Origin of the sequence: Bosea sp. NBC_00550 (assembly GCF_026020075.1) — a bacterium.
Lineage (GTDB): Bacteria > Pseudomonadota > Alphaproteobacteria > Rhizobiales > Beijerinckiaceae > Allobosea.
Genome location: NZ_CP102772.1, coordinates 4,489,391 through 4,502,927 on the forward strand (window position 1 = coordinate 4,489,391; position 13,537 = coordinate 4,502,927).

General features: G+C 68.6%; 13 protein-coding genes and 1 pseudogene. 6 read left to right on the forward strand and 8 right to left on the reverse strand.

Going from position 1 to position 13,537, the window contains the following annotated elements; all coding sequences use genetic code 11:
* The first annotated feature begins 140 nt into the window (after positions 1 to 140).
* The 5 genes from NWE53_RS21505 to NWE53_RS21525 all read left to right on the forward strand — a co-directional run bounded on the left by NWE53_RS21505 (position 141) and on the right by NWE53_RS21525 (position 4,863).
* Positions 141 to 701, forward strand: coding sequence for a sigma-70 family RNA polymerase sigma factor (locus NWE53_RS21505; protein WP_265051382.1), 561 nt, complete (start codon positions 141 to 143; stop codon positions 699 to 701).
* A gap of 48 nt (positions 702 to 749) precedes the next feature.
* A complete protein-coding gene (locus tag NWE53_RS21510) occupies positions 750 to 1,442 on the forward strand; it encodes a hypothetical protein (protein WP_265051383.1) in 693 nt (230 codons plus the stop codon).
* A 61-nt stretch (positions 1,443 to 1,503) separates the two neighbouring features.
* Entirely contained in the window at positions 1,504 to 3,003 is a 1,500-nt protein-coding gene (locus NWE53_RS21515) for a S8 family serine peptidase (protein ID WP_265051384.1), read from the forward strand.
* 46 nt (positions 3,004 to 3,049) lie between these two features.
* Positions 3,050 to 4,204, forward strand: coding sequence for a glycosyltransferase family 4 protein (locus NWE53_RS21520; protein WP_265051385.1), 1,155 nt, complete (start codon positions 3,050 to 3,052; stop codon positions 4,202 to 4,204).
* Positions 4,201 to 4,863, forward strand: coding sequence for a class I SAM-dependent methyltransferase (locus NWE53_RS21525; protein WP_265051386.1), 663 nt, complete (start codon positions 4,201 to 4,203; stop codon positions 4,861 to 4,863). The genes NWE53_RS21520 and NWE53_RS21525 overlap by 4 nt, the downstream gene beginning before the upstream one ends.
* An 11-nt stretch (positions 4,864 to 4,874) precedes the next feature.
* On the opposite strand, the gene NWE53_RS21530 is transcribed toward NWE53_RS21525, so the two are convergent.
* On the reverse strand, positions 4,875 to 6,383 hold the full coding sequence (locus NWE53_RS21530) for a globin-coupled sensor protein (protein WP_265051387.1): 1,509 nt from the start codon (positions 6,381 to 6,383) through the stop codon (positions 4,875 to 4,877).
* A 117-nt stretch (positions 6,384 to 6,500) separates the two neighbouring features.
* Positions 6,501 to 7,136 (reverse strand): LbetaH domain-containing protein, encoded by a 636-nt coding sequence (locus tag NWE53_RS21535; RefSeq protein ID WP_265051388.1) that lies wholly within the window; start codon positions 7,134 to 7,136, stop codon positions 6,501 to 6,503.
* On the opposite strand from NWE53_RS21535, the gene phnN reads away from it, so the two are divergent.
* Positions 7,135 to 7,734, forward strand: a complete 600-nt coding sequence (gene phnN, locus NWE53_RS21540) for a phosphonate metabolism protein/1,5-bisphosphokinase (PRPP-forming) PhnN (RefSeq protein WP_265051389.1) — start codon at positions 7,135 to 7,137, stop codon at positions 7,732 to 7,734. The genes NWE53_RS21535 and phnN overlap by 2 nt on opposite strands.
* Here the strand turns inward: phnN and NWE53_RS21545 are convergent.
* The 6 genes and pseudogenes from NWE53_RS21545 to NWE53_RS21570 all read right to left on the reverse strand — a co-directional run bounded on the left by NWE53_RS21545 (position 7,731) and on the right by NWE53_RS21570 (position 13,515).
* Positions 7,731 to 8,426 (reverse strand): DUF1045 domain-containing protein, encoded by a 696-nt coding sequence (locus NWE53_RS21545; RefSeq protein WP_265051390.1) that lies wholly within the window; start codon positions 8,424 to 8,426, stop codon positions 7,731 to 7,733. The two genes, phnN and NWE53_RS21545, sit on opposite strands and share 4 nt — an antisense overlap.
* Positions 8,423 to 9,562 (reverse strand): alpha-D-ribose 1-methylphosphonate 5-triphosphate diphosphatase, encoded by a 1,140-nt coding sequence (locus tag NWE53_RS21550; protein ID WP_265051391.1) that lies wholly within the window; start codon positions 9,560 to 9,562, stop codon positions 8,423 to 8,425. The genes NWE53_RS21545 and NWE53_RS21550 overlap by 4 nt, the downstream gene beginning before the upstream one ends.
* A gap of 2 nt (positions 9,563 to 9,564) precedes the next feature.
* Positions 9,565 to 10,260, reverse strand: a complete 696-nt coding sequence (phnL, locus tag NWE53_RS21555) for a phosphonate C-P lyase system protein PhnL (protein WP_265051392.1) — start codon at positions 10,258 to 10,260, stop codon at positions 9,565 to 9,567.
* 212 nt (positions 10,261 to 10,472) lie between these two features.
* On the reverse strand, positions 10,473 to 11,279 hold the full coding sequence (gene phnK / locus NWE53_RS21560) for a phosphonate C-P lyase system protein PhnK (RefSeq protein ID WP_265051393.1): 807 nt from the start codon (positions 11,277 to 11,279) through the stop codon (positions 10,473 to 10,475).
* A gap of 161 nt (positions 11,280 to 11,440) precedes the next feature.
* Positions 11,441 to 12,331: pseudogene (locus tag NWE53_RS21565) on the reverse strand (alpha-D-ribose 1-methylphosphonate 5-phosphate C-P-lyase PhnJ); the annotation flags it as partial.
* Positions 12,328 to 13,515, reverse strand: coding sequence for a carbon-phosphorus lyase complex subunit (locus NWE53_RS21570; RefSeq protein WP_265051394.1), 1,188 nt, complete (start codon positions 13,513 to 13,515; stop codon positions 12,328 to 12,330). The gene NWE53_RS21570 and the pseudogene NWE53_RS21565, both read right to left, overlap by 4 nt.
* Positions 13,516 to 13,537: the final 22 nt, after the last annotated feature.

The following is a 13,537-nucleotide window of genomic DNA, read 5'->3' on the forward strand; positions in this document are numbered from 1 at the left end:
GCGACCCCTTCACGCGCCGAAAAGCGCCTCTTGCCTATCGGCAAAATGAATTCACCGGATTAGTCTCTCGCCGATTGAACCTTTTCCCGCCTCGCCGCGACCAATTCATGCGAGCCGGAATGCTGGGTCTTCGAGGGGCGATGCATACGGAATCGGACGAGGATCTCGTCAAGCGGATCGCTTCGGGCGACCGGCTCGCGATGAAGGTGCTGTTTTCGCGGCATCAGGTGCGGGTCTACCGTTTCGTGCTGCGGCTTGTCCGCGACGAGACGCTTGCCGAGGATGTGATCAGTGACGTGTTCATGGATCTCTGGCGACAGGCGGATCGCTTCGAGGCTCGCGCCTCCGTCGCGACCTGGCTGCTCGCCATCGCCCGGAACAAGGCGTGGTCGCTTCTGCGCAAGCGCCGCGATGCCGAACTCGACGAGGATTACGCCGGCACCATCGAGGACGAGTCCGATGGGCCGGAAATCGTGCTGCAGAAGCAGGACAAGGGGCTGGCGATCCGCGCCTGCCTCGAACGCCTTTCTGCCGACCATCGCGAGGTCATCGACCTCGTCTACTACCACGAGACCTCCGTCGAGGAGGTCGCGCGGATCGTCGGCATTCCCGAGAACACCGTCAAAACCCGGCTTTTCCATGCCCGCAAGAAGCTGGGCGAGATGCTCAAGGCAGCCGGTATCGACCGTGGCTGGCCCTGAGACGACCGGAATCATGAACCGGGGCAGAGCCGCCGGAGGAGTGGCGTGATGAGCGACAGCATCGCAAGCGATCCGAAGCGCCGGGAGCTCGAGGAGCTGCTGCCCTTCTATGCCAATGGCCGGATTTCGGACGCCGACAAGCGCCGCCTCGAAGCGGCTCTCGCCGCCGATGCCGAGCTCGCCGCCCGGCTCGACATCATCCGCGACGACATGGCCGAGACCGTGCTGCTCAATGAAAGCCTGGGCGCCCCGTCGCCCCGGGCGCTCGAGAAGCTGATGGCCGAGATCGAGACGGTCCCCCGGCAGGCGCCGCTGTTGACGCGGGCCAAGGACGGCTTTGGCCAGAGCTTCCTGGGCTGGCTCGGCGGCCTGCTGGCGGCACAGCCGCAGCGCCGGCTCGCCTATGCCGGGGCGGCCGCGATCGCGCTGATCCTGCTGCAGGGCGTTGCCATCACCGGCCTTGCCCTGCGCGAAGGCGCCGGCTTCCAGACCGCGTCGGCGCCGGGCGCGCAGACCTCTGAGCGCTATGTGCTGCTGAGCTTCTCGCCGGACGCCAAGGCGGGCGAGATCGCCTCCTTCTTCAAGCGCTTCGACGCCTCGGTCGTCGACGGGCCGCGCGCCAACGGCTTCTTCAAGGTGCGCGTCGGCGACGCGTCGCTGTCATCGGCCCAGGTCGATGCCATCGCGGCGCGGATGAAGAGCGAGAGCGCGATCATCTCCTTCGTCGCACCCGCACCGTGATCGTGCTGGCGCCGTCAGCCGGCGCCATGGCATGATGTGTCCGCCGCAGGAGGGCCAGGCCATGCTGCAATCCGGTTTCGCTCGCAGGACGGTGCCGATGCGGCGCCTTGCCGGGGCCGCGTTGCTGGCATGGGGCGTCGCTTTCGTGCCGGCCGCCGCCCTGGCCCAGGCTCCCGCTGCCGGAAGTTCGGCCTCCGACAAGCGTGTCGCTCCGGCGACGGCACCTCAGCCGCCGCCTGCCGCCAATCCGCCCAATCGCTCGATGCGCGTGCCGCCGGGGTCCTGGATGCAACCGCGCCAGCAGCGCGCCATCGTGCCGGCGCTGGACGAGACCCGCTTCGTTCCCGACGAGGTGCTGTTCGAACTCGCGCCCGATGCCGAGGCCGACGCCGTGCTGCGCCGCTACGGCGCGACGCTGATCGCCCGCCAGCGGTTTGAGCTTGCCGGCGTCACCATTATCCGTGCCAAGCTCGAAGCCGGCCGCGACCTGCGGGCCGTGCTGACGCAGATGGGCGACGACAGCAGCATCGCCGGCGCGCAGCCCAATTTTTTGTTCGATTTGCAGCAGGGCTCGCAGTCCAGCCCCGGAACCCCGGCCGTTCCGGCCTCTCCGGCGACGGCGTCCTCCGATGCGAGCACCCCGCCGGCGCCTCCCGCGCTGCGGCTCGGCGAGCCGACGACCGCCGCGCGTAGCGGCGCGGCGGTGCGCCGTGTGCTGCCGCCGCAATATGTCGTCGACAAGCTGCGCCTCGGCGAGGCGCGCAAGCTCGCGCTGGGGCGCGGCATCCGGGTCGGGATGATCGATTCCGGCGTCGACATGGACCATCCCGAGATCAGCGGCTCGGTTATCGGCTATCTCGATGCCGTCGACGGGCTGGCGACGCCGCACGCCCACGGCACCTCGATGGCGACGGCCATCGTCGCCCATGGCGAATTGCAGGGCATCGCGCCGGCCGCGCGGCTGCTCGTCGCCCGTGCCTTCGGCGGGACGCAGGCGACCTCCGCCAACGGCAAGTCCTTCCAGATCCTGACGGCGCTGGAATGGGTGGTCCAGCAGCGCGCGAAGGTGGTCAATCTCAGCTTCGCCGGCCCGCAGGACCGTCTGCTCTCGAAGGCGCTTGCCGGGGCAAAGGAGCGCGGCGTCGTCACGGTCGCCGCTGCGGGCAATGGCGGCAGCCGCGCCGCGCCGCTCTATCCCGGCGCCGATCCCAGCGTCATCGCGGTGACCGCGACCGATGCCGACGACAAGGTTTTCGCCGACGCCAATCGCGGCAGCTACATCGCCTTGGCCGCGCCGGGCGTCGACGTGCTGACGGCGGAGCCCGCAGGCCGGTACGCCTTCACCTCGGGCACCTCGATCGCAGCCGCGCATGTCTCGGGGCTGGTGGCGCTGCTGCTCGAAAAGCAGCCCGAACTCGACCCCGACAGCGCCCGCCGCATCCTCGGCGAAAGCGCGAGCGATCTCGGCTCCAAGGGGCGTGACCCCGTCTTCGGCGCCGGACGGATCGATCCGGCGGCGGCGCTGGCGCGGGTGCTGCCGGTCGCGACGGCCCGGCCCTGATCTGCGACGGGCTTGACCTGCGCCGTCGCATCGGCCTCATGGCGCGATGCCGCGCCCGAAACTCCTCTTCGTCGCCACCGAGGACTGGTTCTTCGCCTCGCATTTCCTGCCGATGGCGCGGGCGGCGCGTGAACTCGGCTTCGACGTCGCGGTCATCGCGCGCGAGCGCAACCACCGGCGCATCATCGAGGCGACGGGCGCGCGCCTGATCGCGCTGGAAGCGGAGCGGCGCAGCCTCGATCCGCGCGCGCTGTTCAGGCAGATCACGGCGCTCAAAGCTCTGATCGCGGCGGAAAAGCCCGACATCCTGCATTGCATCGCGCTGAAGCCGATCGCGCTCGCCGGCCTCGCCGGCAAGCTCGCGGGCATCGACAGGCGCGTTTATGCTCTGACGGGGCTCGGTTTCCTCGGCGCGAAGCAGGGCGTGCTCGCCGCTGCCGCCCGCTTCGCCGCGATCGTCTGGCTGCGCGGCGCGATCGACGGGCCGCAGGTCCGCTTCCTGTTCGAGAATCCCGACGATCCCGTCACGCTCGGCCTCGATCCGCAGGATGTAGCGAAGGTTGCGCTGGTCGGCGGGGCCGGTGTCGATCCGCTGATCCTGATGCCGTCGCCGATGCCGAACGCGCCGCCGCTCAAGGTTGCGCTGGTGGCGCGCATGCTCTGGTCGAAGGGCGTCGATCTCGCGGTCGAGGCGGTCAGGCTCGCCCGCGCTGAGGGCGCGAAGGTCACGCTCACCATTCATGGCGCGCCCGACCCGTCCAATCCGAAGGCCATTCCCGAGGCGACGCTGAAGGAATGGGCGGCGCGGCCCGGAATCACCTGGGCCGGCCCGACGCGCGATATCGAGGCGGTCTGGAAGGCGCATCACCTCTGCATCCTGCCGTCGCGCGGCGGGGAGGGGCTGCCTCGCACCATTCTGGAAGCAGCCGCCTGCGGGCGGCCGATCCTGACGACGGATGTCCCGGGCTGCCGCAGCTTCGTCCGCGAGGGGCAGGACGGCATGGTCGTGCCCGTCGACGATGCCGCCGCACTCGCCAGGGCGCTCACGGTCTTCGCCCGCGCTCCCGGACTGGCGGAGCGCATGGGGGCGAATGCCCGCGCGCGCCTGCTCGACGGCCACACCGAGCGCGCCGTGATGAATGCGGTGAAGGCGCTCTATCAGGGGCTCCTCGCCACGCCGGCCGCGGACAAGGTCGCATGAGCGACGCGAGCGCTCCGCTTGACCGCGAGACGTTCATCCTCACGCATACGCGGCTGATGCCCGTGCCCTATGCGCCGGAGATCGCGCTGCATGTCGCCGAGGAGGCGACCGAGCTCTGGCAGAAGACCGAGGACGAACTCGCGGTCATCGGGCTGCCGCCGCCGTTCTGGGCCTTTGCCTGGGCCGGCGGGCAGGCCCTCGCCCGCTATCTGCTCGACCATCCGCAGGTCGTCGCGGGCCGGCATGTCCTCGATTTCGCCTCCGGCTCCGGGCTGGTGGCGATCGCCGCGGCGAAATCGGGCGCAGGCCGGGTAGAAGCCTGCGATATCGACGCTTTCGCCGGTGCCGCGATAGGCATCAACGCGCAGGCCAACGGCGTCGCGATCCTGCCCCGCGTCGACGATCTCGTCGGCCGCGACGAGGGCTGGGATATCATCTGTGCGGGCGACGTTTGCTACGAGCGCGAGATGGCCGAGCGCGTCATCGGCTGGCTCGCTGCCTTGTCGGCGCGCGGCGCGACGGTGCTGATCGGCGATCCCGGCCGCAGTTACCTTCCGAGGGAACGACTGGAAGCCGTCGCCACCTACGAGGTGCCGGTGACGCGCGCCCTGGAGGACGCCGAGATCAAGCGCAGCTCGGTCTGGCGCCTGGCGGGCTGAGGGCGCGGCGCTCAGGCCGCGCGCCGTCGTGACGGACCGGAACCGGGCTGCGGCTCCGTGCGGAAGGCCGCGACGAGGCGGTTGAGCTGCGCGATCTGGTCGAGCAGCGTCCGCGCCGAGGCCGCGCTCTGTTGGGCCAGCGCCGCGTTCTGCTGGGTGATTTCATCCATATGGCTGACGGTCTGGCTCATTTCGTCGATGCCGTTGGCCTGCTCGCCGGCCGCCGAGGCGATCTCGTCGACCGTGCTCGAAACCTTGGCGGAGGCGGCGACGATCCGGTCGAGCGTCTTGCCGGCCTGCCGCACCAGCTTGACGCCCTCGGCGATTTCCGAATCGGAGGATGAGATCAGGCCGGTGATGTCCTTGGCGGCGCTGGCCGAACGCTGGGCCAGCGCGCGCACCTCGGCGGCGACCACCGCGAAGCTGCGCCCCGCATCGCCGGCTCGCGCCGCCTCGACGGCGGCGTTGAGCGCCAGCAGATTGGTCTGGAAGGCGATGTCGTCGATCAGGTCGGTGATCTCCGAGATCCGCTTCGAGGCGCCCTCGATCCGGGCCATGGCTTCGACCGCTTCCTTGACCACGTCGCCGCCGGTGCGGGCGACATCGGCGGCCTCGTCCGCGAGCGCGACGGATTCGCGCGAGGCCTGCGAGGAGGTCTTGACCGAGGCTGCGAGCTGCTCGGTGGTCGCAGCGCTTTCCTCCAGCGCCGAGGCCTGCTGCTCGGTGCGCGTCGAAAGGTCCTGCGCGCCGCTGTTGATCTCCTGCGAGGAGGCGGCGATCGCGGCCGAGGTCGCCTTGATGGTCGCCGCCATCTCCTGGAGCCGGGCCATCGCCGCGTTGAAGTGCTCGCGGATCTGCCCGTATTCGGCCGGGATCTCAGCGCTCATGCGGTGGGTCAGGTCGCCTTCGGCTAGCGCCGCCATGCTCTGGCTGACGCAGGCGATGGCCTGGTCGCGCTCGGCCGCCTTGGCCTGCTCGATGGCGCGCGCCTCGGCCTCGGCCTTCAGCCGGGCTTCCTCCGAGGCTTCGAGATAGACCGTGATCGCGTAGTCCATGTCGAGCAGCGCCGCTTTGACGATGGCGCCGATCTCGGCAGCGCGCTCCTCGGCGCCGGGCATGCGCTTGCCGAACGCGTTCTTCGGCCAGCGCGTCTCGATCACGCTGGCGAGCATCTTTTCGAGGATCAGCGCGTAGCCGCCGATATACCAGCGCGGTTCGAGCCCGATCCGGGCATGGACCTTGCCGACCTTGGTGACGGCATCGACGTAATTCGCGTCGAACTGGCCCGTCGCGATGCCGCTCCAGTGCTGGAGCTGACGCTGCTTGGCGTTTTCGATGTGCTGCTCGCTACCGAAGAAAGCCCTCGTCTCCGGGAATTGCCGCATCTGGCCGTAGAAGGCGTCGAGCGCGTCCGGGATGGCGGCGCCCAGGGCGTCGCCGACATTGCGGATGCGCCCTTGCGCTGCGCTGTCGAGGCCGATGAATGCCAGGCGCCTGGCGAGGTGATCCGATGCGGACATGAAACGGAAATCCCAGCTGGGGCCACTGTTCGAGCCCGCCCCGGTCTCGCCGATCAAGGGTTAACGGCCGGTGATGGCCGGTATTGACCTGCATCAATCCGGCTGCGGCCGAGTGCCTCAGCTTTTACCGCCGCCCGCTTCGTATTTGTCGAGGAACGCCTCCACCGGGAGATGGCGGAAATCGTCCAGCCCTTCGCGCAGGCGGGCATGCTCCCAATCCCACCAGCCCAGCGCCTGCAACCTTTCCGCGACATCCTCGGAGAAGCGCCGCCGGACCGGGCGGGCCGGATTGCCGGCGACGATGGTGTAGGCCGGCACGTCCTTGGTGACGACCGCGCCCCCCGCGACCACGGCACCGGTGCCGATGCTGCGCCCGGCCAGCACGATCGCGCCATGGCCGATCCAGACATCGTGGCCGATCGTGACGGCATGGGAGCGCCGCCAGTCGAAGAAGGCGGAATCGTCCTGCGCATCGTCGAAATAGGCGGAGGCGCGATAGGTGAAGTGCGACTGGCTGGCGCGATGCATCGGATGGTTGCCCGGGTTGATCCGCGTCATCGCCGCGATCGAGCAGAATTTGCCGATCGTCGTGCAAATGACATTGGCGTCGTTCACGACATAGGAGTAGTCACCCATCGTCGACTCGACGAAGACGGTGCGGGCGCCGATCTCGGTGTAGCGTCCGAGCGTCGCCTGCCTGACCTGTGCGGTCGGGTCGATCACCGGTTCGAGTCCCAGCTTCTTCGCGGCCATGTCGTCATCCTCTCCTGATATCGCAGCAGCCGCCGCCCTGGCGGGTGCCCTTGTTCTCGTCGTCGGCCCGTCGGGTGCGGGCAAGGACACGTTGATGGATGGCGCGCGGGCGGAATTCGCCGGCGACGGCCGCTTCCGTTTTGCGCGCCGGCTGATCACCCGGCCGGCGATGCTCGGCGCCGAGGATCACGATTCCTGCGACGAGGCCGCTTTCGCAGCCGCCGAAACCCGCGGCGAGATGGCGCTGAGCTGGCGGGCGCATGGCCTGAGCTACGGCATCCCGGCGAGCGAACTCGACGGCATCGCCGACGGAACGGTGGTGATCGCCAACATCTCGCGCGGCACCATCGCGGCTGCGGAGCGGCTCGCGGCGCGTGTCGTCGTGGTCAACATCACCGCCCCGGCGGCCGTTCTGGCGAAGCGGCTGGCGGCGCGCGGGCGCGAAAGCGAGGCCGACATCGCGGCCCGGCTGGCGCGCGAGGCGCCGCTCGAAGCCGAGCACGCGCAGATCGTCACGATCATGAACGATCGCAGTATTGCGGAGGCGACCGGTGACCTGCTGGCGGTGCTGCGCGCGCTCGGCCGCCATGGTTGCTAGCCGAGCTGATAGGAATCGAGCAGCCTGAAACGGGCTTCGCGGCCATCCTGCCGAAACAGCGCGAAGCGGTCGAGCGCGACGGTCCCCGGCGGAACGGCAGCGGCATAGGCCGCCTCCAGCGACTGCCGGATCGGCCCGACCCGCTCCGCCGGCAGCGACCCGGTCAGCGTCATGTGGAAGCGGAAGGCGTCGCCGACATAAGGATAGCCATAGGCTTCGAGATAGGCGCGCTGCGCCGGGGTGAGCGGGCTCTTCAGGCGTCGCGCCCGGTCCGCTTCGGCCAGCGGCGCCCGGAAGGGTTCGAAGGCCTGCACGAGCGCGAAGGCGAAGCGCTGCAGATCCTCGCTCGGCTCCGATGGCGTCAGGGCTATGAACGAGCCGAGCGCCGTCACGGACAGCCCGCTCAGCGTCACGCCGTCGAGGCCGGCAGCGTAGTTGCGGGCGAAGGCGCGCAACTGATCCTCGCTGCGGCCATCGGCCAGTTCGAACGGCGCTTTGAGCGTGGCGTGGAAGCCGTAGCGGCGTGGCTCGTCGGTCAGCGCCGGCCATTCCGATCCGTCGCAGCCGGCGGGAACGGCGAAGGGGATGTCCTCGCCCGTCAGCGCGTCATAGCCCAGCGCCGCGCTGCCGAAGCGCCAGAGCGCGCTGTCGACGGCGGGAGCGTAATAGAGTGCGTAGCGCTGGCGGCTCAAAATGCGCGCTCGCCCTTCGACCAGACCGCCGCGAGGACAGGCGTCGCGCCCAACACCTTGAAGCGGACGAGATCGGCCCGCAGCCCGGTCTTGAGATGGCCGCGATCCCTGAGGCCGAGGATGTCGGCGACTTTCCAGGTCACCATGCCCATGGCCTCGGGCAGCGCGATGCCATGCTCGGCATTGAGCTTGACCACGGCCTGCAGCAGGCTCGCCGGCACATAGTCCGAGGAGAGGCCGTCGAGCAGGCCCTTTTCGGCGAGTTCCGAGACCGAGACGCCGCCGGAATGCGAGCCGCCGCGCACGACGTTGGGGGCGCCTGCGACCGTGGCGAGGCCGTGCTTCTTGGCGGCTGCCGCAGCCTCGACCGTGGTCGGGAATTCGGAGATCACAGCGCCCGAGGCGACGCCTTCCTCGACATGCTCGGGAATCGTGTCGTCATGGGTCGCGAGCGGGATGCCGCGGGCGCGGAAGATATCGACCACCGCCTGCCAGTTCCGGGCGACGTTGGCGGCGCCTTCGCGCTGGCGGACCTCGACGTCCTCCTCGAATTCCGCGACCGTCTTGCCGTTGCCGACCGCATAGATCTTGAGGTGCTGGAGATCGCGCCACTGGCGCTTTCCCGGCGTGTGGTCCATCAGCGACACCAGCTGGACCAGCTCGTCGTCCTGGTAGGGTGCGATGTCTTCCAGCAGCTGCGGGCTCGTCAGTTCGCAGCGCATATGGATGCGGTGGTCGATGCGGAAGACGTTCTCGCTCTTGCCATAGGCCAGCGACTTCATCACGTCGGCGAAGATGTCCTTGCGGTAGTCCTTGGCCGAGAAGGGCGTGCCGGCGCAGACCGCATCATAGACGGTGGTGACGCCGGCCGCCGCCATCTGCGCGTCATGGACCAGCGCCGCCGCCAGCCCGTTCGGCCAGAAGACCTTGGGGCGCGGCATGAAGTGCTTTTCCATGTTGTCGGTGTGCATCTCGACAAGGCCGGGCGCGACATAGTCGCCGCCTGCGTCGATGGCGTTAGGCAGGGATGAGCTGCCCTGATCGACAGATGTGATGCCGGTCTCGTCGAAGGCAATGGTGCCGGTGACGACCTCGTTCTCGAGGATCAGTCTGGCGTTGGTGAGAACGGTTTGCATCGTCAGGCCTTCCGGAAATCGGTGATGTCGAGATAGCGCGTCGCGACGCGTTCGCGAACCGCCTCGTCGTGGAAGATGCCGACGATGGCGGAACCGGTGGCGCGCGCCTCCGAGATGAGTTCGACGACGACGTCGCGATTGTTGGCGTCGAGCGAGGCTGTCGGCTCGTCGATCAGCATGATTGGCGAGGGGTCGACGAAGGAGCGGGCGATGTTGACGCGCTGCTGCTCGCCGCCGGAGAAGGTGGCGGGCGCGATGCTCCACAGCCGCTCGGGCAGGTTGAGGCGGGCGAGCATCGCCTTGGCCTTCTCCGTTGCGACCTCGGGAGCGGCGCCGCGCGCCAGCAGCGGATCGCGGACGATATCGAGCGTCGAGACGCGCGGAATGACACGCAGGAACTGCGAGACGAAGCCGAGCGTGCGGCGGCGGACGTCGAGCACGGTGCGCGGCACGGCGGCGACGATGTCGACGAGACGGCCGGCATGGGTAACGCGGATGCTGCCCGCCGTCGGCCTGTAGTTGCCGTAGAGGATGCGCAGCAGGCTCGATTTGCCGGCGCCGGACGCACCCGCCAGCACCAGCGCCTCGCCGGCCTCGACGCTGAAATTGACGTTGTCGAAGACAGGCAGCCGGGCTCCGCCCTGGTTGTGCAGGGTGAAGGTCTTGGCGACGTTCTCGACCTGAATCATCGTGGTCATGGTGTCAGTGCCTTGTGCCGACGAGGTGACGAGGATGTGACGGGACCTCCGCCGTCATTCCGGGGCGCGCCGCAGGCGCGAGTCCGGAACCCAGAACCGATGCCGATTGTCTTTCTACGCGACGCAGCCGCGCGGCTTTCTCCGCCATCGCATCGGTTCTGGGTTCCGGGCTCATCGCTACGCGATGCCCCGGAATGACGGTGGTGGTTCCCTCACACACTCAGCACCGCCGAGGTGAGAAGCTGCGTATAGGCGTGGTGCGGATCGTCCAGCACCTGGTCGGTCAGGCCCTGCTCGACGACACGGCCGTCCTTCATCACCATCAGCCGGTCGGTCAAGAGGCGGGCGACGGCGAGGTCGTGGGTGACGATGATCGCGGCCAGCCCGAGATCGCGCACCAGCACGCGCAGCAGGTCGAGCAGGCGCGCCTGCACGGAGACATCGAGGCCGCCGGTCGGCTCGTCCATGAAGACGAGGCGCGGCCCGGAGACCAGCACGCGGGCGATCTGCAGGCGCTGCTGCATGCCGCCTGAGAACTGGCGCGGACGGTCGTCGATACGGGCGCCGGCAATCTCGACGCGGCTGAGCCAGTCGAGCGCACGCTCGCGGATCTGGCCGTAGTGGCGGTCGCCGCGATCCATCAGGCGCTCGCCGACATTGCCGCCGGCGGTGACGTCCATGCGCAGGCCGTCGCGCGGATTCTGGTGGACGATGCCCCAGGCGGTGCGCATCAGGCGGCGGCGCTCCTGCTCGGAGACTGAATAGATGTCGAGCGGCTCTGCGCCGCCCCGGAACAGCACTTCGCCCTCATCGGGCTTGTCGATGCCGGCGAGGCAGCGCAGCAGGGTCGACTTGCCCGAGCCGGATTCGCCGACGATGCCCAGCACCTCGCCCGGCCAGAGATCGAAGGAGACATCGGCGCAGCCGATGCGCTCGCCATAGAAACGGCTGACGCCGTTGACCGAGAGCAGGGGTGCCGGTTCGAGAGCGGCTTCGGGGAGCGTGACGTGAAGGGTCATGATGCAGCTCCGGATTTTACATCCGCGCCGTCATCCCGGGCGGAGCGAAGCGCAGACCCGGGATCCATGCCGGAGCGCTGATCGGTGGGGTTCAGGCATGGGTCCCGGGTCTCCCTTCGGTCGCCCGGGACGACCTCGGAGCCTGAAACAAGCCCGCTTGCCGCCGCATCGCCCAGCATCGCGCCCCGATGCCCTTCGGCCCGGCGCGTCTCGCAGTAATGGCTGTCGGAGCAGACGAACATGCGCCCGCCCTGGTCGTCGATGACGACCTCGTCGAGATAGCTGTCATCAGCGCCGCACAAGCCGCAGGGTTGCGTCCAGCTCTGGATGCGGAAGGGGTGATCCTCGAAATCGAGGCTGCGCACGCTGGTATGGGGCGGCAGCGCGTAGATGCGCTTCTCGCGTCCGGCGCCGAAGAGCTGGAGCGCGGGCGACATATGCATCTTCGGATTGTCGAATTTCGGGATCGGCGAGGGCGCCATCACATAGCGGCCGTTGACCATGACCGGGTAGTCATAGGTCTTGGTGATCTCGCCGTAGCGGGCGATGTCCTCGTAGAGCTTGACCTGCATCAGCCCGTATTCGGCCCAGGCGTGCATCTTGCGGGTCTCGGCCTCACGTGGCTCCAGCCGACGCAGCGGCTCGGGCGTCGGCACCTGATAGACCATGACCTGTCCGCTCTTCAGCGGTGCCTCCGGGATGCGGTGGCGGGTCTGGATGATCGTCGCCTCCTCCGTCGCCTCGCAGGTGCGGGCATCGGCGGTGCGCTCGAAGAACTTGCGGATCGAGACGGCGTTGGTGGTGTCGTCGGCGCCCTGGTCGATCACCTTGAGCGTATCGGCCGGGCCGATGATTGCGGCGGTGATCTGGATGCCACCCGTGCCCCAGCCGCGGGCGAGCGGCATCTCGCGCGAGCCGAACGGTACCTGATAGCCGGGCACCGCGACCGCCTTGAGCAAAGCGCGGCGGATCATCCGCTTGGTCTGCTCATCGAGATAGGCGTAGTTGTAAGCCGGCTTTGTATCGTCTGCCGGTATTTGATGGATGGTCATTCCGCAGCCTCCGGCATGGCATTCTGCTCTTGGGCCAGCCGCTCCTCGCGCTCCCTGCGGATGCGGCGGATCAGCTCGAGCTCGCCCTGGAAATCGACATAATGCGGCAGCTTGAGATGCTCGACGAAGCCGGCGGCCTCGACATTGTCGGCGTGGTAGAGGACGAACTCGTCCTGCTGCGCCGGATAGCTGGCGGCTTCGCCGAATTCGCGCGCCTTCAAGGCACGGTCGACCAGCGACATCGACATCGCCTTGCGCTCGCTATGGCCGAAGACGAGGCCGTAACCGCGGGTGAATTGCGGCGGGACTTCCTTCGAGCCCTGGAACTGGTTGACCATCTGGCATTCGGTCAGGGTGATGTCACCGAGATCAACGGCGAAGCCGAGCTCTTCCGGCACGAATTCGACCGCGACCTCGCCGACGCGGACCTCGCCGACGAAGGGATGCGAGCCGCCGAAGCCGCGCTGCACGGAATAACCGAGGCCGAGCAGAAAGCCCTCATCGCCGCGCGCCATCGACTGCAGGCGCACGTCGCGATCGGCCGGGAAGGAGACAGGATCGCGCGTCAGGTCGAAGGGCCGCGGATCGCCCTCCGGCGGCTCTTCCGCCTCCATCAGCCCTTCGGCGCCGAGGATATCGGGCACGCGCGGCATGGTAGCATCGAGGGGAGCTTTCAGGTCGTCATGCTCGGGCTTGACCCGAGCATCTCCTGACACCGAGGCTCCGGCGCCTTCTGGTCCTGAGATGGCCGGGTCGAGCCCGGCCATGACGTCGGGGGAATCCATCAGCGCGAAGTCGAACAGCCGGTGGGTGTAGTCATAGGTCGGGCCGAGCACCTGCCCGCCCGGCAGGTCCTTGTAGGTCGCCGAGATACGGCGGCGGATCGCCATGGCGGCGGTGTCGAGCGGCTCGGAGGAGCCGAAGCGGGGCAGCGTCGTGCGATAGGCCCGCATCAGGAAGGCGGCCTCGATCACGTCGCCCTGCGACTGCTTCAGCGCGAGCGCCGCGAGGTCCTGGTCGTAGAGCGAACCCTCGTTCATCACGCGGGCGCAGGCCAGCGCCTGCTGCTCACGGATCTGGGCGACACTGATCTCCGGCACGGCCGGGTCGCCGCGGCGGGCTTCGGCGACGAGATCATGCGTGGCGAGGATGGCGGCTTCGCCACCTTTGACTGCGACGTACATCAGCAAGACTCCCGGTGGGGCA